This window comes from Thiopseudomonas sp. SA1F2-1K (genome assembly GCF_057443035.1).
In genome coordinates this window covers 1,377,545-1,398,000 of sequence record NZ_CM172014.1, presented here as the reverse complement: position 1 = coordinate 1,398,000, position 20,456 = coordinate 1,377,545, and the positions used below count along the sequence as shown (strand labels likewise).

Sequence of the window (20,456 nt, the reverse complement as noted above, 5' to 3'; positions counted from 1 at the left end):
CTTGTTATTGCTGGGCTAACTCAGGTTTTTAAGTAAGCCATTAATAGAGCTGAGAGGGGGGTAACCATTAACTGCTTCAAGGGTAAGATGAATAAAATTCAATTTGAGGTGAATTTAACTCGTTTTACTCAGGTTCAGCTTCCCGCTTAAATGACGCCATTCCAAACGTTTAACCCTTTAGCTTTTAGGTGGCACAGTATTATGAGTAACCCTTTTGCTTGTTCAATTAAGCGCATTCGCTTCGATGAAAACTACCAGCCAGCGGATAACACCCGGCAGACCACTAACTTTGCCAACTTAGCCCGTGGTGACAGTCGTCAAGAAAACCTACGTAAAACCTTGGCCATGATTAATAATCGCTTTAATTCACTGGCGACCTGCGATAACCCTAAAGGCGATCGTTACTCTTTAGAGTTGGATATTATTTCTGCTGAGTTAGATATTGAAGGCAACGGTCAAACTTTCCCATTCATTGAAATGCTCAAAAGCACCGTGATTGATCATCACGCTAATCAGCGCTTTGAGGGCATGATTGGTAATAGCTTTTCATCTTATGTGCGTGACTATGATTTTAGCGTCGTGTTATTAGAGCAAGGCTTTAAAGTCAATGAGCAGCCAGAAGGCTTTGGTGACTTGCATGGTAAGTTGTATCAGCACTTAATTAATTCTGAAGCTTTTCAAGCTGAGTTTAGCAAGCAGCCGGTGATTTGCTTGAGTGTTTCCACCTCAAAAACCTATTACCGCACTACCAATACCCACCCTGTGTTAGGAGTGGAGTATAAAAATGATGAGTATTCACGCACCGATGACTACTTTGCCAAAATGGGCTTAACCGTGCGCTACTTTAAACCAGAGAATGGCAGTGCACCGCTAGCTTTTTATTTTGCTGGTGACTTATTAGCCGATTACACCGATTTTGAATTAATCAGCGCCATCAGCACCATGGAAAGCTTTCAGAAAATCTATCGCCCAGAGATCTATAACACCAACTCGCCGGCCGGTGTGGTGTATCAGCCTAGTCTGAGCTACCAAGATTTTTCGTTGACACAGATTGTTTATGACCGCGTCGAGCGTGGCGAACTAGCAGTTAAACAAGGTAAGTGGACAGAAGAGCACTTTATTAAGCCTTACCAAGCTATTTTAAATGAGTGGGCTGCTAACTTTTGCATCGAAACCGCTAAACAACGCAAAGTCGCTTAATCAAATAAAACTAAGACAGAAGAATTTAATATGGCAATTTTATTACCCACGTCAACCGCTGGCAGTTTACCCAAGCCCTCATGGCTCGCTGAGCCAGAAAAACTCTGGTCACCTTGGAAACTAGAAGGCGAAGCCTTGGCTGAGGCTAAGCAAGATGCACTGCGCTTATCTTTGCAAGAGCAACTGCATGCGGGAATTGATATCGTCAGTGATGGCGAGCAAACCCGTCAGCACTTTGTGACTACCTTCATTGAGCATTTGGAAGGGGTGGACTTTGAGCAGCGTGAAACGGTGCGTATTCGTAACCGTTACGATGCCAGCGTGCCGTCGGTGGTGGGTGAGGTGTCACGGCAAAAGCCGGTGTTTGTGGAAGACGCTAAGTTTTTACGTAGCCAAACCACGCAGCCGATTAAATGGGCTTTGCCTGGGCCGATGACGATGATTGATACCCTGTATGACGGGCATTACAAAAGTCGTGAAAAGCTGGCTTGGGAATTTGCCAAAATTCTTAATCAGGAAGCGTTAGAACTTGAAGCGGCTGGGGTCGATATCATTCAGTTTGATGAGCCCGCATTTAACGTGTTTTTTGATGAGGTTAATGATTGGGGCGTGGCGACTTTGGAGCGCGCCCTAGAAGGCTTACAGTGTGAAACTGCGGTGCATATTTGCTACGGCTATGGCATTAAAGCCAACACCGACTGGAAGAAAACCTTGGGTTCAGAGTGGCGCCAATACGAAGAAGCCTTTCCTAAACTGCAGCAGTCTAAGATCGATATTATCTCGCTAGAGTGTCAAAACTCACGGGTGCCGATGGATTTGATTGAGTTAATCCGCGGAAAAAAGGTCATGGTGGGCGCAATTGATGTGGCGACTAACCAAATCGAAACGCCAGAACAAGTAGCTGATACCTTACGCAAAGCTTTGCAGTTTGTGGATGCCGATAAGCTGTATCCATCGACTAACTGCGGTATGGCGCCGTTAGCGCGGACTGTGGCGCGGGGCAAGTTGCAGGCCTTAAGTGCGGGCGCGGAGATTATTCGACAAGAATTAGCACGCTAGTTGGAGTGAGAGCAAAGGGTGCTTTCTGCTGAGAGGAAGCACCCTTTGTGGTTTGAATGAATAGGTTTAAATTGATTGATGTTGGGTAGGGTGATGGTTAACGCAACAGAGTTTAAAAACGCAATGTCTTTATTAACCAGTGCAGTCAATGTGGTGACTACCTATGGCGAGTCGGGTGCCCATGGTTTTACCGCCTCGGCGGTATGCAGTGTGACGGATACTCCACCGACTCTGTTGGTGTGTATGAAGCAGTCGTCTCGCTCGCACGCACATTTTGTGCAAAATAAAGTGCTTTGCGTCAATGTGTTAAATGCCGCCCATGCTTCACTTTCCAATGCCTTTGCTTCCTCAAAGCTGAGTTCTGAGCAGCGTTTTGAGCTGGGTGAGTGGCAGCGCTTACAAACAGGCGCACCTGCCTTAACCGATGCTTTAGTGAGTTTTGACTGCACAATTGAGCAAATTCAAGCAGTGGGTACCCATACCATTTTTATTTGTCCAATTGTGGGTATTCAACATAATCAGCCAGAGCAAGCTTTGGTCTACTTTAATCGTGCTTATCATCCAGTTGGTGAGTTGGTCTCGATTTAGTTTATTGTTAATTCTTTTGCATAAGCGCGTGGGGATGGTATGGAACTTGTTGTTTTTTTAGTGATTGGGGCGTTAGCCGGATTTGCTGCAGGGCTGTTTGGTGTGGGTGGTGGCACCATTATTGTGCCTTTATTATTTATTGTGTTTACCCAGATGGGCTATGACCCTGCGGTGATTATGCATCTGGCATTAGGCACGTCGCTGGCGACCATTATTGTGACTTCAATTAGTTCGTTTATGGCCCATAACAAGAAAGGTGGCGTTATTTGGCCTGTGTTTAAAAACTTAGCGCCGGGCATGGCCTTAGGTTGTTTTTTTGGTGCCGGTATTGCCGGCTGGTTATCAGCGGTGTACTTGCAGTTAATTGTGGGCGTGTTTTTGCTGTGGGTGGCTTACACCATGTTTAGCGGCGCTAATAAAGTTGTGGATACCAGCCGATCCTTGCCGAGCACGGCTGCGCAAGTGGGCGCAGGGGCTGGTATTGGTATTGCGTCGGCAATTTTTGGCATTGGCGGGGGCAGTTTAACCGTGCCGTATTTGACTCGCTATGGGGTAGTGATGCAAAAAGCGGTGGGTACTTCAGCGGCTTGTGGTTTGCCGATTGCCATCGCGGGCGCTTTAGGTTTTGTTTACTTTGGCATGCAAGAGCAAATCACAGTGCCAAACACCTTGGGTTATGTGCATATTTATGCGTTTTTAGGTATCAGTATTATGAGCTTTTTCACCGCCAAACTCGGCGCCAAAGTAGCTCACGCACTATCACCGAGTGTGCTGAAAAAGTGTTTTGCGGTGTTATTGGTATTGGTGGGCGTATTTTTTGTCCTGAAAGGAATGGGCTGGGTTTAAGGAGCTTGGAGAAGGCTACTTTTTTGATTGTATAAGTTATTGAATGATAAAGAAGGTGTTTGAGGATGACGTTTTTTGTGAAACAGAATAAAACGCTTAATCCAGTGCAGGTAAGTTTTTTCAGTTTTCAGCGCATAACCTTTTTGCCGCATATCCGTGCGTATAGAATTTAAAAATGGACTGTTAGACATAAAACGCTCCTTGTCTTGCAACTGTCTGCCTATACAGCCTATTCTAGTTCGGATTTGTAAATGTGCTTGTTTTTACCCCTAGAGATGCTTGTTTATCGGTGGATTTTTAATTTAATACTATATAAATCAAAGTGTTATGAGTTCTTTGGGTGAGATAATGTGCATCGTGTAAGCAGGATAGACGGTATGCACGATTTGTAATAACAGAGTGTCTTGTATTTTTAAAGAAAGTCTATTTAATACAAGTGATTATATTAATTAACGGTAAGCAGCAGCGGGTGACGAAACGAGCATGCTTACTAATAAACTGTTATGCTTCTAAAGTCTGACATTCGTTGAAATGTCTAACTTAAAGAGCTATATCAAAAAATTCATAAGGTAAAATTAATGAGGCTCTTCGCATTTAAGGGTGTAGAAAAAATCTGACCGGCTGGAAAAGGTGCCGGGGAACTTGGAAAATGTAAGCTCCTACACCAACAAAAACCAAGCCCCCGACGTGAACAATCTTACCTTTTCAAGCCCCGATCTTTCCAGCTTTTGCCAACTAAATATCCTCGGCCTGACTGCCACTGGGCAGCACCTTTGTGCAGAACGCGCCGTCATCGAATGCCGTTTCACCAAAGCACCTGAGCCGTGCCCCAAGTGCGGTGCTGCTGGCGTTTCACGCGGCACGGTCGATAGGTATCTTGCTCACACACCTTACGGGCAACGGCCAACTACATTGTTGCTGCGTATTCGGCGTTGGCGTTGTATTTGCGGCTGCTTCTGGCACGAAGATACCAGCAGTGCTGCGCCGCCACGCGCAAAGCTTTCCCATGGAGCGATACGCTGGGCATTGGCTGCCATCGTGCTGGATGACTTGTCGGTATCCCGTGTTGCGAGTCATCTTGACGTTGCCTGGCACACCGTCAATAACGCCATTATCAACGAAGGACGGCGCCTGCTTTTTAATGATTCGACACGTTTTGACGGTGTGACCGTGCTGGGCGTGGATGAGCATGTTTGGCGACATACACGCCGTGGTGACAAGTACGTCACCATCGTGGTTGACCTTACGCCCGTGCGTAACAAAACAGGACCATCGCGCTTGCTGGCTGTGCTGGAAGGCCGCTCCAAACAAGCCTTTAAGCAGTGGCTGAACAATCGTCCCAAGGCTTGGCGTGACCAGATTGAAAGCATTGCCATGGACGGTTTTACGGGGTTTAAATCTGCGGCGCAAGAAGCCCTGCCTCAAGCCCAAACCGTGCTGGATCCTTTCCATGTCGTGCGCTGGGCAAGCAATATGCTGGATGAATGTCGCAGGCGTGTTCAGCAAGACACTCTGGGCCGAAGAGGGCGCAAAAGCGACCCGCTCTACAAAAGCCGTCGAACGCTGCTGACCCGGATCAGCTACCTGTCTGACGCCAACAAAAAGCAACTGTTCCAGCTGTTTGCAGATGAGCACCACCTCGAAGTGGATTGCACTTGGAACATGTACCAACGGGTGGTCAGCGCCTACAACGAGCCGGATCGAAGGCGTGGTAAAAAACTCATGGAAGAGGTCATAAATATCATTACAGCCAGTGACTTGCCCAAAGCGCTCATCGAGGTGAAAGGCTTGGGAAAAACGCTGAAAAAATACGCGGATAGCATCCTGGCCTACTTCGACCGACCAGGAACCAGCAACGGACCTACAGAAGCTATCAATGGTCGGCTGGAACACTTGCGAGGCACTGCTTTGGGCTTTAGAAATTTAACCAACTACATCGCCAGATGCCTGTTGAAATCCGGAGGGTTTAGAAACCAGCTACACCCTTAAATGCGAAGAGCCACTTAACTCGAAGGCTTCGATAAACTCTAACCGATCTGCTGTGCTGCAGTAGTTATGACTCATAAATCATCTCGTTTGTTTGAACGAGTAATATAAGATAGAGGAAAGGAGCTAGTTATTTAGGGCTACTGTTACGCTTACTATTTTTCAGCGGTTTAATAATAAAAAAATAATCATTAATTTTTGCGGTTGTCATAAAAATTTAGCAATTGACGCTTACTCTTCTGCCAAGAATCTTTCATCTTTGCGTGGTAAGCGATCATGTTACAGCATACTCAAAACTCACAAAATGGCGTATTGCCGCATATCCGTGTAGAAAATATTCAAAAGTCTTTTAATCAGTTTGTCGCTTTAGACGGTGTGTCGTTAGACATTAAGCAGGGCGAGTTAGTGTGCCTGTTAGGTCCTTCTGGATGCGGAAAAACTACCTTATTGCGCTGTATTGCAGGTTTAGAAAGCCAAGATCAAGGCAGTATCTTCAGCTACGATAAAAATATCTCTCATTTGCCACCACAGGCGCGAGATTACGGAATCCTCTTCCAGTCTTATGCGCTGTTTCCTAACCTGACCGTACAGCAGAACGTGGGTTATGGTTTAGCCGGTCAACCACGCAACTTTATTAATGCCCGTGTTGATGAAATGCTCGATATGGTGGGTTTGAAAGACAGTAAGAAAAAATACCCTGGCGAATTATCTGGCGGTCAGCAGCAGCGAGTTGCGTTAGCGCGAGCGTTGGCTCCAGCACCATCTTTATTATTGTTGGATGAGCCAATGTCTGCACTGGATGCGCGTGTACGTGATCATCTCTGTGCTGAGTTACGTAGTTTGCAACAAAGCTTAAATATCACCACCTTGATGGTTACCCACAACCAAGACGAAGCGATGCTGATGGCTGATCGAGTTGCGGTGATGAATCAGGGGCGCCTTGAGCAGTACGGTACTGCGGAAGAAATTTATAATCATCCAGAAACGCCATTTGTCGCGGAGTTTGTGGGACAGGGCAACTGGTTACCACTCAATAGTAATCAGCAAGGAGCGGCAATGATTGGTTCGCGTGAGGTGCAACTCGGCGATAGCGAATCGCGCAGACAAGGACGTTTATTCTGTCGTCCAGAGTCAATTGAAATTAACCAGTTGCAAGCCAAAAACAACCAATACGATGCCAGTGTGCAGAATGTGACCTTCTTAGGTAGCCGCTGCATTATGAAATTTGAACTGGATCATTTACCAGGGCATTTATTGCAAGCAGAAATCTCCTCTGCGGAAATTCGTAGTATTCAAGACGGTAAAATTAAAGTGACATTACCTGCCAACGAACTGCACGTGTTCGCATAAGGTAGTCAGTGCATGTCAGTTATTGATCTTGTTAAACCTGCTATGAAGCGGGGTAATCGCCTTGATGATTTATTTATCGTTGGTGGCAAGCTATTTATCGTTGGTTTGCTAATAATTGGTGTCTTGTTACCGCTGATCGCAATCTTTTGGCGTGGCTTTAGTCCAGATGCCTCACAAGGTGGAGGCTTACAGGCAGCGGCAGAGATGTTTAGCAGCACTAACTTTCATTGGTTAGCGGGTAACAGTATTAAGGTATCGCTAAGCGTGGCCTTGATTACCGTACCCTTAGCTTATATTTTTGCTTACGCTTTACACCGCACGTTAATTCCTGCTAAAGGATTATGGCGTGGCATTTCGCTGCTGCCTTTACTTGCGCCATCTATGCTGCCAGGGATTGCTTTGGTTTACTTATTTGGTAACCAAGGTCTGTTACGTAGCTTGTTAACTGATAGCATCTATGGCTATTGGGGGTTGGTGTTGGGGGAGGTGATTTATACCTTTCCGCATGCGCTGATGATTTTGCTGTCGGCGCTGTCGATGTCGGATGCACGCTTATTTGATGCAGCATCCAGTATGGGTGCGTCGCCGTGGCGTACTTTTAGAAGCGTGACTTGGCCCTCTAGCCGCCACGGCGTATTCGCAGCGTTTTGCTTGGTATTTACACTAACTATTACTGACTTCGGGATTCCAGTGGTAGTCGGCGGTGATTATCAGGTATTAGCACTAGAGGCCTATAAAGCGGTTCTTGGTCAGCAGCAGTTTGGGCGTGGTGCACTAATTGGTATGCTACTGCTAATTCCTGCATTACTCACCTTTAGCGTGGATGCCTGGTTGCGTAAGCGTCAACGTGACTCTATAAGCTCACGTGCACAAGTCTATTTACCGAAGCCTAATCGTCAGCGGGATAGCATTTATCTGGTATTGGTAATGCTGATCTGTGCGACCTTCTTGCTGGTCTTCGGAATGGCGGTTTACTCGTCGTTTATTCAGTTTTGGCCGTATAACTTGTCGTTCTCTCTCAGGCACTACAATTTTGAAGGATTACCTGGTGGTTGGTTAGCCTACACGAACAGTATTACCTTGGCGTTCAGTACCGCCACTATTGGTAGCTTGCTGATCTTTATGGGGGCGTATCTGATTGAAAAGACCAGTACTCAAGCATGGCTAAATAGCACTCTGCGTATGCTGAGTTTCGTACCGATGGCGGTGCCAGGCCTAGTATTAGGTTTGGGTTATGTGTTTTTCTTTAATTTGCCGAATAACCCGCTTAATTTCTTATATGGCAGTATGAGCTTGCTAGTGCTGTGTTCAATCGTGCACTTCTTTACCACCGCGCATATGACTGCTAGTACTGCGCTGCGTCAGTTAGATAAAGAGTTTGAAGCGGCTTCATTATCGTTAAAGACGCCGTTGTACCATCACTTTTGGCGGGTCACTGTGCCGATTTGCTTACCTGCTTTACTGGATATTTATCGCTATTTATTCGTTTCAGCGATGACTACTGTTTCTGCGGCAATCTTCCTATACAGCCCCGATACCATTTTGGCTGCAGTCGCAGTCTTGAATATGGATGACGCAGGTAACGTGGGGGGCGCTGCTGCGATGTCGACCTTAATTTTAGCAACTTCAGCTCTCGTTTCGATACTGCTTGCCTTTGCTTCTAAAGGCTTAATTCTGCGCACCCAAGCATGGCGCAAACGTGAAAAAAACTAAAATTGTTTCATCCTCCTACTCAATAGCAACGCTAGGAAATTACATTATGTTCAAGAAATTAACACTTGCCACTGGTTTGTTCTTAGCTGCTGGCACTGCTTTGGCAGCAACCGAAATCACTGTTTATACCGCGTTGGAAAATGAGCAGTTGCAAGCTTATAAGCAAGCCTTTGAAGCTAAAAACGCGGATGTAAAAATCAAGTGGGTACGTGACTCCACCGGTATCATCACCGCCAAATTACTGGCTGAGAAAGATCGTCCACAAGCGGATGCGGTATGGGGTTTAGCGGCTTCTAGTTTGGCAGTCTTAAAAGCACAAAACATGCTAGAAGCGTACGCTCCTGCACAGTTAGGTGATATTGATCCAAAATTCCGTGATGCAGATAACCCGCCAACGTGGGTAGGCATGGATGTGTGGGCAGCGACTGTTTGCTTTAATACCATTTAAGCTGAAAAACAAGGCTTAACTAAGCCAGTATCTTGGGAAGATCTGACCAAACCAGAGTACAAAAACAAGATTGTGATGCCTAGTCCAGCTTCTTCTGGTACAGGTTTCTTAGATGTGAGTGCTTGGTTACAAACCTTCGGTGAAGAGGGTGGTTGGGCATATATGGACAAGCTGCACCAGAACATTGGTCAGTATGTTCACTCCGGCTCTAAGCCTTGCAAAATGGCAGCTTCCGGTGAATACCCAATCGGTATTTCTTTTGAATACCCAGCGATTCAGCTGAAGCGTCAAGGTGCACCGTTGGATATTGTATTACCGAAAGAAGGTTTAGGTTGGGAAATTGAAGCCACTGCAATTATGAAAGGTACCAAGAACTTGGAAGCGGCGCAAAAGCTCGCTGACTTCTCGGTAACAGAAGAAGCAATGAAACTCTACAGCGCTAACTTTGCAGTATTAGCTAACAGTAAAGTTAAGGTTACTCAAACTGAGCTGCCAGCCGATTACGCACAGCGTTTAATTAAAAACGACTTTATCTGGGCGGCTGAAAACCGCGACACCATTTTGGCCGAGTGGCGTAAGCGCTACGACGGCAAAACTGAAAAATAAATGTTTGAGTAGTCTTTAGGGTGTTATATGAAATTTGATGTTGCCGTAGTTGGGGCAGGAGTTATTGGTTTAGCACATGCGTATGCGGCGGCGCAGCGCGGGCTAAAGGTGGCGATTTTTGAGCGTAGCTATACACCATTTGGTGCCTCGGTGCGTAATTTTGGACATGGCTTAGTTTTAGGGCAGGCTCCAGGAAGGATGCTTGACTTAGCTAAAGCCAGTCGTGGTATATGGGGGGATCTAGCAATCAAAGCGAATTTCTTAATCCGCAAAAAAGGTAGCTATGTGATTGCTCGTACACCTGCTGAGCAAGCAGTCATTGAAGCCTTTGCTGAAGGACGGGCTAAAGAATATGGCTATGATTGCGAATTACTGAATAAGCAGCAATTAGCCGGCATCTATGGTGGGCGGTTGCAACATCATCGCGCGGTTTTGCATGGTAAAGAGGATCAGGTGCTATTTTCCCGTGAAGCGATCCCGCAAGTAGCAGCTTATCTAGCGAGCCTAGAGAATGTCTGCCTACATTTTTCAACGCTAGTCCGCGATATTGATTCAGAGAACGGAAAATTAATTACCACTAACGGCGAGTTTAGTGCTGAGCAAATCTTTGTGTGTTCAGGGCACGATTATCAAACCTTGCTGGCAGATGAAATTAAACTACTACAGCCAGTGGTGTGTCGTTTACAGATGCTACGCGTACATACGGCGCAAGATTTTGGGTTAGAGCATGCGTTACTTACGGGGCTAAGTTGTACTCACTACGGTGCGTTTGCTGATTTACCAGAAGCCGTAGCATTGGCTGAAGAAATTAAAGCGCAAACTCCATTATTGGATGAGCACGGCATTCACTTATTAATTACCCCGACGCCTTATGGCGATTTAATTATTGGTGATTCCCATGAGTACAGCGTGGATGCGCAACCTTTTAATAGTGAACAGGTGGATCAGTTATTAATTGATTTAGCTGAAGACACTTTGGGTTGCACAGTGCAGATTAAGGAGCGCTGGCAGGGTGTGTATGGAGCCAAAGGCGCTGAGCCAATCTCAATTCTCAAACCAACTGAGAGAGTGACCGCAGTCTTGATGCGCGCTGGGTTAGGTATGAGTGTTGGGCCTGGTTTAGGCGAGCAAAACATTAGTCAGCTATTTGACTAAACCTGTTTCCGGCTAGAATAACTAAGCCCTGCAATGAGTAGGGCGTAGTTGTTTAGGAGGTAAATTAGCCCTCAGTTTAGATAACGTTTAAGTTAGCCATCATACCTAGAGTTTCATTCTCTAAAATATGGTAGTGGAACAGGCGCAATCTTATTATTGCTTTTTTTAACTTTGAAGGTTATGTGCTTGTAAGGTTTGAGGTTAAAAGTATCCCGTAAGGCCTTGAAGGCTTTTGAAGTTTCTTGACCATTTAGTACGCGCTTAGTGATCACAAGCTGTGTGCCATGCAAATGGAATGGATGGTCCATATAAGAGTTATTAAACACTTTCCATTTTTCCACTTCACCAGTTATCAGGTGTTCAAAAGCTGGGATAGCTGTGTTTAACTGCATCCAGTTTATGGGCATTATATTTAAGGTGTGTTTATGTCAAAAGTTGTGAGTATGGTCGCTGGTTTTGGAGCCTTGTTTAGCGTTGTAGCGCAAGCTAATCAGCCTGTCGAAGTGACAATGCATAAAGACCCATTTTGTGGGTGTTGCACTGAGTACGCACATTACTTGGAAGAAAATGGCTATAAAGTCACCTTAATTGATCATTCTAATATGTTACCGGTTAAGCAAAAGTTAGGAACTCATAAGGCAGCAAGCTGCCATACGTTAGAGATCGAAAACTATGTAGTGGAAGGTCATGTTCCGGTAGTAGCTATTGAGCGTATGCTCAAAGAGCAGCCAGACATTAAAGGTATCGCGTTGCCGGGCATGCCAATAAATTCTCCGGGTATGGGGCCAGAAAAGAAGGGGAGTTTACGTGTACTCGAACTAGATCATTCGAGTAATCCATCTGGTTTGTACATGCACCTGTAAAGCCTGTAGTGAGTGGGATTTAACACCAGGAGATGAACTATGAAACGAGCCTTATTTTTAGGGATAGCTCTACTAGGTGGATTGACGGCTTGCGAGACGGGTGACAAGAGCCAGAAACCTGACCAAGAAATATTTTACATCAAAGAAAATTTAGCTGACTGTACCGGTGTAGCGCCAATGAAGTGCATGCAGATTAAGCGTGATACGACAGAGGAATGGAGCTATTTTTACAGTCAAATAGCAGGTTTTCAGTACGAACCAGGCTATCGATATAAACTGAAAGTCCAAGTAGAAGATGTGGAAAACCCACCTGCTGACGCTTCTTCTAAGCGTTATACGTTGATTTCAATTGTTGAAAAAGTAAAGCAGCCTTCCGCCACTAAAGAGTAGCTACTCAAATGAGGCAAGGGAGCAAGTACAGGGAAGTACAAATCAATTTTTCTAGATGAAACTTTCTATAGGGTCATCTAAAACTACGCCCCGTGAGTACAGGACGTAGTTTTTAAAGGTTGCTTTAGACTACATTGAGGTTAGCCATCATGCCTAGAGTTTCATGCTCTAAAATATGACAGTGGAACAGTCGTAATCCTTTATCGTTTTGTTTAACTTTAAAGGTCACACGTTCGTAAGGTTTTAGGTTAAAGGTATCCCGTAAGGCCTTGAAGGCTTCTGGAATTTCTTGACCATTTAATACGCGCTTAGTGATCACGAACTGTGTGCCATGCAAATGGAATGGATGGTCCATATGGGAGTTATTAAACACTTCCCATTCTTCTACTTCACCTTGTTTGCTGGTGAGATCCATGCGCTGCATATCGTAAGTTTTTCTATTAACCATGAACATGCTCTGGAGCATGTGCATTGACATGTCATGGCCGCCATCCATGATGCCGTGCATAGGCATAGTGTCATGGTCCATAGCAGCTTCAGAAAACTCGACTTTTTTAGTTGCAGTGGCTGTACCAAGGTCAGTAATAGAGCGTAACTGGTTTGGTAGTTTATAGTTCGTCGCCTTTACGTTGATGGAGGCTAGCTCTAAATCAATTGCGGACTCTTTTACCATCATCTTTTGGCGATCGTAGTACCGATTCATTAACTGTGACGATTGATCAGTATCGGTATGTACGATCACTTCAATTCGTTCAGCCGGTGCAATAAATAAGGTTTTTGCTGCAGGACGTGGTTGTTCTAAAAGACCGCCATCAGTCCCTACTAAAATCCAGCTGCAGTTAGGGATTTCAAGCTTTAGATACCGCGCTGAACAAGCATTCCAAATGCGAATACGCTCTCCCGATTTAATCGAAATTTTCGGATTAAGCTGTCCATTAATGAGGACGAATTGTCCTTCACGGCCATTCATCCAGTCCATCATAGTATTTTGTGGAATGTTTGCTTGGGCGTCTAAACGAAGGTCCGAAATTAACCAATGTTGTTCAGTAAGGTGGGCTAAAGGATCATCTTTAGCTTTAACAATAAAGCTGCCAGCTAACCCTCTGAACACTTGCTCTGATACATAGCCGTGGGGGTGAGGGTGATACCAATAAGTACCTGCAGATCCTTTGGGTAAGGTAAAGCGATAGAGGCGACTTTCACCAGGCGCAACTGCGTCATGTGGATTACCATCTTGATCAGGCGGTACAGGTAGGCCATGCCAGTGAATAGTGCTGGGTTGGGACAAGGAGTTAATAAAATTAATTTCTACGGTGTCGCCTTCAAAAGCGACAACTTGAGGGCCTGGGATTTGTCCATTGTATGCCCATACTTCAGTTTGCTTACGGTCAGCAAGGGTGAGCTTGACAGGCTTAGCCTCAAGAGTTGCTTTAAATAAGCGTGGTTGATTGCTTTGGTTTTTTAGCAGCGGCAAGCGTTGTAGCTTTTGCTGACTGGGCATTTTATTCAACGGCATTAAGTTTGCCGTACCGTGCATCATGCCCTGCATATCGTCCATATGATGCATGCCTTGCATATCGTGCATCATTTCTGCGTGATGACTTGAGCCCATCATGCCACGAGCTACAGCTTGTCCAACACCAGTCGCTAATAGCGAGGCACCACCCAGCATTTGTACTAGAGTTCTACGTTTCATAGTATTTCCTAATTTGGTTAAAGCTATTGATGTGATTGCTCAAAAAATCGAGCGGGTAATTAGCTGTAATCCTGTTTAGGAGGGGGAAGTAGGGGGACTAGATAGTTTTGAGGAGAGAGTAAATTACTGCCTCGTATTAACAAGCTATGCGGTTGAAAATAATTAGGTGGCTCATTAGTTTTAATTACTGCAAAGCAGCTGATACAACTGCTGGTAGCCAGACAGCAGATATCAGGTTCTGCTGACTTTGAATGGTGTAGGCAATGCGCACAATTTACATCAGGTTGAGCAGTAGAGATATGTGATTGCGTTTGTTGGTTAGGTAAGTTGAGGAACAATGCGAGCACGAATAACAGCCCCCAAACGACCGCATTTAAGCGTCGTTCTTTTCTAGAGCTTGAGATATTCGTTGGAAGCATAAGCGTATTTATCACCAAAAATGCTAGCTGAATTAGCCCCAGTAGTTCCAGAGTTAATCCAAGGGTCGAGTTAATATAGCTTTAACAACTATGATTAACAAAATATTAATAAGATTAAGCAGCTAATGTGAAAAACGTTGCCTAGAGACAACGTTTTCAGGTGATCGGCTCACTAAAGAGCGATTAAGGCTTTTCTTGATTAGCTAAACGCTGATTGATGTGTTCGATCACGTTGGGTAAGTCAGCAAGGGTTTCAATCACATAATGTGCGCCTGCCGCTTTGAGTTTATCTTCAGCAATCAGCTTACGCTGCTGGATCTCTTCTTGAGTCATGGCTTGGTACTGTTCAAAAGTAGTGCCAAACTCGTTACCTGATACGGATAGACCAACGGTCCACATACCAGCATTTAAACCTTCGGTTATACCAGCGGCAGCATCATCGACTTTAACGCAGTGTGCAACATTCATCACGCCTAATTCGATAACATTTTTTAATGCCATCCAAGGTCCTGGACGTGAACCTGCGGCGATTTCATCACTTGCCACCACGCAATCTGGCTGATAGCCGTACTTAGCAGCAGCGGGGACTAAGGCATCCATTACAGGCTTCGGGTAGCCTGAGCAAGAACCGACTTTAATACCTTGCGCTTTAATGGTGCTGATAGCATCCATGGCGCCGGCGATTGGTTCAGCAAAATGCACCACTTTGGTAATCTGTAGTGGCATAAAAGTGTGATAAATTTGTTGTGCCGTTTCTTCAGTTGGCTCGTTAGCAAATTGATCAACCCAGCGCTGACGAATATTCGGCTCTTTTAGCAGGGCTCGAATATGATCGATTTTCCCCAGTCCCATTGGACCACGAGCTTCTTGTAAGCTAATTTTGAAGTTAAAAGCTTGGGCAAATGCATCGACGAAAACTTGCGTAGGGGCAAAGGAACCAAAATCTACAACGGTACCAGCCCAGTCTAAAATAATTGCTTCAACTGACTTACTCATGTGCTTACACCTATTATTTGTGATCAGATTAAAAAACTGTAGTTAAAAATTAACGTATTGCTTGACGCAGTTTGGATGACATGATGTCAGTCATGAATACTAAGCCGAGGATCACCAGTATGCAGGCCGCGGTATCATTGTATTCAAACATTTTCATCGACGTCATTAGCTCAAAACCAATACCCCCGGCACCGATCATGCCGAGTACCGCAGAGGTGCGAATATTGGCTTCTAAGCGGTATAAGATGATGCTGATCCATGCTGGGAATACCTGTGGAATCACTGCAAAGATAATTACTTGTAACTTTGAACAGCCTGACGCACGCATTGCCTCGACCGGTCCCTGATCCATTTCCTCTATCGCTTCTGCAAAAAATTTACCGACCATGCCCGCACCGTGTAATGCGAGTGCGAGCACCCCAGCGAATGGACCTAACCCTACCGCTGCGACGAAAATCAGCGCTAAAATTAACTCGTTAATACCACGGAAAATATTTAGCGTTTGACGCGTTAACTGATACACCACCGCATTCGGTGAGATGTTTTTAGCGGCTAAAAAACATAATGGAATGGCAATCAACACGGCTAAGACGGTACCCCATAAGGCAATTTGTACGGTCTGGATTGCCGGTTCGATCAGGCTTTCAGTAATGTAGGAAAGGTTTGGCGGCAACATGCGTGATAAAAAGTCGCCAATCCAAGGTAAGCCCGCAGCTAGGTCGCTAAAGCTCATGCGCGCGCCGACTGCCGACCAATGTAATATCGCGTAAATAATGATCAGTAGTGGTAAGAATGACCACCAACCATATTTTGGTTTTTGTACAAGCAGCTTTAAGTGTTTCATTAGGCTACCTTTTGCTGGCTAGTCTGGAGCTTTGGGTTACGAGCGGCTAAGCGTTCTTTGGCCATACGCTCTACTAATCGATCAATACTGTTATCTTTCAGCCCAGGGTAAATCTCACCAATAATTGCTGGTGTCAGATGTTCTGGGAGTCCGTCAAAAATCACTTTACCGTTAGAAATACCGATGATTCGTTCGGCAAACTCCATTGCGTAGTCAATTTGATGCAAATTGCACAGTACTGAGATATTGCGTTGTTTGCAGCTTTGTTGAATATAGTTTAAAACCGTGCGTGAGGATTGGGGATCAAGGCTGGCCACCGGCTCGTCAGCGAGCATCAGCTGCGGATTTTGCGCGAGGGCACGGGCAATTCCCACTCGTTGTTGCTGACCACCGCTGAGGCTATCAGCACGCGCGTATAGCTTTTCTTCTAACCCTACTTGCTTTAAGCATTCGCGAGCGGCGTCAATATCTGCTTTTGGAAATAATTGCAAGACACTACTCCATGCTGGTAGGCGTGACATACGACCGATCAATACGTTTTTAAGTACGGTGAGACGTTTACTGAGATTATGATGTTGGAAAATCATGCCAATTGATTGGCGCAACTGCACTAGATCATCGCCTTGGACATGGGCAATATTATTGCCATTGAGAAAAATATCGCCGCTAGTAGTTTCGGTTAGACGGTTGATGCAGCGTAGTAAGGTAGATTTACCTGCGCCCGATGGACCGAGGATCACTACAAATTCGCCTTCTTTAATGGATAAATCAATGCCTTTTAATACGGCATTCTCTCCATATGACTTATGTAAATTCTTGATGCTTAACATGGTGACTTCTCTTATGTTGAATGGCTATTGAACGCATAGTCATTGCTTAACTGTTGACTAATTACTCTTTAGTTAGAGCCGTTGCTTCACGAACTGGATCATAGGCTTTATCGTTAGTTTCAACGTATCGGCTAACCATGCCTTGGTCGCCGAATTCAACATCTTTGATTGATAAAAAAGCTTCTTTGATTTTTTGCTTATCAGCTTCAGGCAAGGCTTTACGCCAAACCATTGGTGACTCAGGAATGGAATCGGAACGCCACAGGACTTTATATTCGTCTTTACTGATCATGCCTTTGGCTACTGCCGAATCAATGATGCGGTCAGCTACGGTCGCAGCATCTACACGATTATTTTTTACCGCTAAAATATTGGCATCATGCGCGCCGGTATAAATCACGTTTTGGAAATATTCACGCGGCTCAATCCCAGCTTTTTTTAAACCAACCATTGGCACAATGTAGCCCGAGGTAGAGGTTGGAGAAACAAAAGCAAAGTTTTTGCCTTGTAAGTCTTTGAGGTCATTGATGTCTTTAGCGCTGGTTGGTGCAATGATTTGGCTGTGATAGGCCACTGAACCAGCACTAGCAGTTTCTGCTACCGCAAAAGCTTCTACATCGGCAATTTCTGCAGCTTTGACATAAGAAAATGGGCCAAGATAAGCGATATCAACGTGTCCAGCACGCAGTGCTTCAATCACACCGTTATAGTCAGTTGCCACAAAGCCTTCGACTTTAACGCCGAGCTTCTCGCTGAGCTGATCAATTAATACTTGGCTTTGCTTTAGCATTGCACGTGAGTCTTCAGCAGGAATCAGTGCCATCTTTAAGTCGTCCATGGCTTGTGCGCTAAGGCCAGAAATACACAAAGATGCTGCAAGGGTCGTTTGGGCGAAGAATTTATTAAACAACATGTTTAAGCTCCCTGATTAAAGGATTGGATAAGTTGCTCTGAACTGCCTACAAAGTTTTTACCTCGTTCTCCTTGTAGGGCATCGTTGACTAGTGCAAACCACTGTTCTTGGGTGTAGCCGTACTCTTCGGGCGTTGTATACACACCGAGACTCTCGATCCAAATACGTAATTCATTGGCTGCTTCGATTAGGTCACTACCGAAAATCTGCCGTAAATTATGTGCTACAGCACATTGGCTTTCGTTGAACGATGCCAAAACGCTCGGTAGGGTGAACGAACAAGCAATTCCATGCGGTACCTTTTTATCAAGAGTAACGGCATAGGAAATGTTGTGGGCAATCGAGGTTTTGGTGTTAGAAAACGCCAAACCTGCGTGCAGTGATGCCAGCATCATTTTTTCTCGCAGCTCAAGATTGGCTGAACTAATCGGCAGCTCTGGGAGCACCTTTAAAATCAACTCAATCGCTTGTTTAGCGTGCACAAATGAAACTGGATTACTGTTTTTATTCCAGATGCTTTCCATTGCGTGGGACAGCGCATCTAGGGAAGTTTGTACTGTCAGCTCAATCGGCAAAAATTGGGTTAGAACCGGATCGCAAAAGGCTGCTTCCGGATAGAGTTCCGGATCATTTAACGAGAATTTGCGATTGTTTTTCTTATCCCAAATAGTTGCCCAACTGGTAACTTCGCTGCCAGTACCGGTGGTGGTAGGTACGGCAATAATTGGCAGTGGAGAATCAACTTTGCCACCGGCTTCTAGCACGCGCACTACGCGCTCTGAGTAACCTTTAGCTACCGCCAAGGCTTTAGTGGTGTCAATTACTGAACCACCGCCGAGCGCAACCAGCACTTCTACATCATCCATATGTGGTCTAAAAGCGAGGCAGATTTCACCTAAATCTTGTACATCAGGGTTTTCACGTATCTGATTTAACACCGCTAAGCAGCCATCAAAGGAGTTACTGATGTGCTGACTTAAGTTATCGAAGAATGCATTATTGTAAGTAACGATGGCATACTTTCGACCTCTAAGTGCTTTGTCGAGGTAGTTGATTGAGCCATTCGCAAAATAGATTTTTACAGGGTTTTGAAACTGCCACATACACGCCAACCTTAAGCAGAATTGATTCATTGGTGACTAGCTTAAGGAAACTGTATGACACGGTTATGTCATATAAATACTATTTAATTAACCTCAACATATATAAAAACTATGTTGGGTTAGCATATGCGTCAGACACAGTTACGGTCTTTTTATGCGGTGGCAAAGTTAGGCAGTTTTGCGAAAGCTGAGGAGTATTTACATGTTTCTCAGCCAACTATTACTAAGCAAATCAAAGACTTAGAAGAGCAATATCGGGTGCTGTTGTTTTATCGGCAGCGCAATAACAATCGTTTAACTGAGGCTGGCAGAGCCTTGTATCAGTATGCCGCGGCGATTTTCTCATTAGAGGACCGCGCTAAGAAACTACTGATTTCTCAGGGTAGTTTAATTTCCGGTACCTTAAATTTTGGAGTGGTCAGCCCAGCCGCTGCGATGCCGTTGATTGAAAGCTTTTATTTAAAGCACCCAGGAATTGATATCAAGGTGACTACTGGTGGTTCATTGGTGATTCGCCAAGGTTTGCTCAATGGCGACTTTGATGTGGGCATGTTGGCCTATCGCGATCCACACGAGCGTTTGGTTTCTCTCAAACTAGAAGAGCAACCGGTAGTGCTGGTAGTGCCCAATAGTCATCCATTTGCACAGCGCGATAGTGTGTTATTGAAAGAGTTAGAAACGGTGCCGGTCATTCATCGCGAGCAAGGGTCAACCACGCGCACTATTTTTGAAAAAGCGCTGATCGAGCAGTCGATTGTTTTAAAGTCGCAAATTGAGGTTGGTAGCCGCGAAGGAGTACGCGCTGCCAGTATTCATGGCTTAGGTATTAGTTATGTGGGAGCGCATGAGTTGCAGCCTCACGAGAGCATTACTGCGGTTAGCATTGCCGATTTAGAGCAAACCTCTAAATCCTACTTGGTGTACTCCAAGGATTTAGAGGCAGTGCCGATTATTCAAAGCATGATTGCCTGCGCCGAGCAACATCAGTTGCAGCTTACTCAGCCAGCCGAGCCTTAGTTGGCTTGCTGATAAGTACCTTTCAGGGTCGCGCCGCCAGAGCAATAGTAATGCAGCAGATTGCTGTCTGTGCCATCAATTGCTAACTGCTGGTCGCTAAGGGTGAAGGAGATGGTTTGCCCATTTTCATTGGTCTCATAGGCGCCAGTCTTTGGATTAAAGCGCGCAGTGGCGTTGTAGGTGCAGGTCGGCTTTTTAATGTCCGAGCGAGACTTAACCGCAATCTGTAACTGTGAGTCCGCTAACGGAGTAGCTGTCACCATTACCCAGTCCGCGCCTTGTTCACGCAAGCTGTAGCCATCGTCAACATAGTGGGTTGGCTGCTTGAGAATGAGAGGGTCCGCGTTGTTAGAAGATTCAGTGGCGCAACCACTAACTGCTAGAGCGGTAAATAAGCTAGCAGCGATAACGATTTTGTTTTTCAAGATGGATCT

General features: G+C 45.3%; 19 protein-coding genes and 2 pseudogenes. 12 read left to right on the top strand and 9 right to left on the bottom strand.

From position 1 onward, the window contains the following. Nucleotides 1-201 precede the first annotated feature (201 nt). From AC2T15_RS06725 to AC2T15_RS06710, 4 genes are all read left to right on the top strand, one after another. Complete coding sequence (locus AC2T15_RS06725) at nucleotides 202-1,200, top strand: putative oxygenase MesX (protein ID WP_486777831.1); 999 nt, start codon at nucleotides 202-204, stop codon at nucleotides 1,198-1,200. 30 nt (nucleotides 1,201-1,230) lie between these two features. Further along, nucleotides 1,231-2,259 carry a methionine synthase gene (locus tag AC2T15_RS06720; RefSeq protein ID WP_053111102.1) on the top strand — a complete coding sequence of 343 codons (1,029 nt, stop codon included), beginning with the start codon at nucleotides 1,231-1,233 and terminating at the stop codon, nucleotides 2,257-2,259. A gap of 93 nt (nucleotides 2,260-2,352) precedes the next feature. Then, nucleotides 2,353-2,847: a flavin reductase gene (locus AC2T15_RS06715; protein WP_486777830.1), complete on the top strand. Its 495-nt coding sequence runs from the start codon at nucleotides 2,353-2,355 to the stop codon at nucleotides 2,845-2,847. 39 nt (nucleotides 2,848-2,886) lie between these two features. Continuing rightward, the gene (locus tag AC2T15_RS06710) at nucleotides 2,887-3,693 is read left to right on the top strand and encodes a sulfite exporter TauE/SafE family protein (RefSeq protein ID WP_053102522.1); all 807 of its coding nucleotides are present in this window, start codon (nucleotides 2,887-2,889) and stop codon (nucleotides 3,691-3,693) included. Between the two features lie 56 nt (nucleotides 3,694-3,749). Here AC2T15_RS06710 and AC2T15_RS06705 read toward each other — a convergent pair. After that, nucleotides 3,750-3,884: pseudogene (locus tag AC2T15_RS06705) on the bottom strand (phage integrase N-terminal SAM-like domain-containing protein); the annotation flags it as partial. Nucleotides 3,885-4,380: 496 nt separating this feature from the next. Between AC2T15_RS06705 and AC2T15_RS06700 the strand changes: the two are divergent. The 5 genes and pseudogenes from AC2T15_RS06700 (at nucleotide 4,381) to AC2T15_RS06680 (ending at nucleotide 10,951) form a co-directional block, all read left to right on the top strand. Next, nucleotides 4,381-5,682 carry an ISL3 family transposase gene (locus AC2T15_RS06700; RefSeq protein WP_486779029.1) on the top strand — a complete coding sequence of 434 codons (1,302 nt, stop codon included), beginning with the start codon at nucleotides 4,381-4,383 and terminating at the stop codon, nucleotides 5,680-5,682. Between the two features lie 273 nt (nucleotides 5,683-5,955). Continuing rightward, the gene (locus AC2T15_RS06695) at nucleotides 5,956-7,029 is read left to right on the top strand and encodes a putative 2-aminoethylphosphonate ABC transporter ATP-binding protein (protein WP_053099711.1); all 1,074 of its coding nucleotides are present in this window, start codon (nucleotides 5,956-5,958) and stop codon (nucleotides 7,027-7,029) included. Between the two features lie 12 nt (nucleotides 7,030-7,041). After that, a complete protein-coding gene (locus tag AC2T15_RS06690) occupies nucleotides 7,042-8,742 on the top strand; it encodes a putative 2-aminoethylphosphonate ABC transporter permease subunit (RefSeq protein ID WP_486777829.1) in 1,701 nt (566 codons plus the stop codon). A gap of 46 nt (nucleotides 8,743-8,788) precedes the next feature. Then, nucleotides 8,789-9,796, top strand: a pseudogene (locus AC2T15_RS06685) (putative 2-aminoethylphosphonate ABC transporter substrate-binding protein). Nucleotides 9,797-9,823: 27 nt separating this feature from the next. Beyond that, a complete protein-coding gene (locus tag AC2T15_RS06680; protein ID WP_486777828.1) occupies nucleotides 9,824-10,951 on the top strand; it encodes a TIGR03364 family FAD-dependent oxidoreductase in 1,128 nt (375 codons plus the stop codon). 113 nt (nucleotides 10,952-11,064) lie between these two features. On the opposite strand, the gene AC2T15_RS06675 is transcribed toward AC2T15_RS06680, so the two are convergent. Next, nucleotides 11,065-11,343 (bottom strand): multicopper oxidase domain-containing protein, encoded by a 279-nt coding sequence (locus AC2T15_RS06675; protein WP_053105674.1) that lies wholly within the window; start codon nucleotides 11,341-11,343, stop codon nucleotides 11,065-11,067. Between the two features lie 33 nt (nucleotides 11,344-11,376). On the opposite strand from AC2T15_RS06675, the gene AC2T15_RS06670 reads away from it, so the two are divergent. Next, on the top strand, nucleotides 11,377-11,814 hold the full coding sequence (locus AC2T15_RS06670) for a DUF411 domain-containing protein (protein WP_486777827.1): 438 nt from the start codon (nucleotides 11,377-11,379) through the stop codon (nucleotides 11,812-11,814). Between the two features lie 39 nt (nucleotides 11,815-11,853). After that, nucleotides 11,854-12,204, top strand: a complete 351-nt coding sequence (locus AC2T15_RS06665; protein ID WP_053099705.1) for a DUF4377 domain-containing protein — start codon at nucleotides 11,854-11,856, stop codon at nucleotides 12,202-12,204. Nucleotides 12,205-12,328: 124 nt separating this feature from the next. On the opposite strand, the gene AC2T15_RS06660 is transcribed toward AC2T15_RS06665, so the two are convergent. From AC2T15_RS06660 to AC2T15_RS06635, 6 genes are all read right to left on the bottom strand, one after another. Then, nucleotides 12,329-13,900 (bottom strand): multicopper oxidase family protein, encoded by a 1,572-nt coding sequence (locus tag AC2T15_RS06660; RefSeq protein ID WP_486777826.1) that lies wholly within the window; start codon nucleotides 13,898-13,900, stop codon nucleotides 12,329-12,331. A 602-nt stretch (nucleotides 13,901-14,502) separates the two neighbouring features. Then, complete coding sequence (gene phnX, locus AC2T15_RS06655) at nucleotides 14,503-15,315, bottom strand: phosphonoacetaldehyde hydrolase (RefSeq protein WP_486777825.1); 813 nt, start codon at nucleotides 15,313-15,315, stop codon at nucleotides 14,503-14,505. A gap of 49 nt (nucleotides 15,316-15,364) precedes the next feature. Then, nucleotides 15,365-16,159 (bottom strand): phosphonate ABC transporter, permease protein PhnE, encoded by a 795-nt coding sequence (gene phnE, locus AC2T15_RS06650; protein WP_053099702.1) that lies wholly within the window; start codon nucleotides 16,157-16,159, stop codon nucleotides 15,365-15,367. Continuing rightward, nucleotides 16,159-16,989 (bottom strand): phosphonate ABC transporter ATP-binding protein, encoded by an 831-nt coding sequence (phnC, locus tag AC2T15_RS06645; RefSeq protein WP_053099701.1) that lies wholly within the window; start codon nucleotides 16,987-16,989, stop codon nucleotides 16,159-16,161. Before phnC ends, phnE begins: the two co-directional genes overlap by 1 nt. A 61-nt stretch (nucleotides 16,990-17,050) precedes the next feature. Further along, on the bottom strand, nucleotides 17,051-17,902 hold the full coding sequence (gene phnD, locus AC2T15_RS06640) for a phosphonate ABC transporter substrate-binding protein (protein ID WP_053099700.1): 852 nt from the start codon (nucleotides 17,900-17,902) through the stop codon (nucleotides 17,051-17,053). A gap of 2 nt (nucleotides 17,903-17,904) precedes the next feature. Continuing rightward, nucleotides 17,905-19,005, bottom strand: a complete 1,101-nt coding sequence (locus AC2T15_RS06635; protein ID WP_053099699.1) for a phosphonoacetaldehyde reductase — start codon at nucleotides 19,003-19,005, stop codon at nucleotides 17,905-17,907. A gap of 126 nt (nucleotides 19,006-19,131) precedes the next feature. Between AC2T15_RS06635 and AC2T15_RS06630 the strand changes: the two genes are divergently transcribed. Next, a complete protein-coding gene (locus tag AC2T15_RS06630) occupies nucleotides 19,132-20,022 on the top strand; it encodes a LysR substrate-binding domain-containing protein (RefSeq protein WP_486777824.1) in 891 nt (296 codons plus the stop codon). Here the strand turns inward: AC2T15_RS06630 and AC2T15_RS06625 are convergent. Then, entirely contained in the window at nucleotides 20,019-20,447 is a 429-nt protein-coding gene (locus AC2T15_RS06625) for a hypothetical protein (RefSeq protein WP_373332572.1), read from the bottom strand. The two genes, AC2T15_RS06630 and AC2T15_RS06625, sit on opposite strands and share 4 nt — an antisense overlap. Between the last annotated feature and the right edge of the window lie 9 nt (nucleotides 20,448-20,456).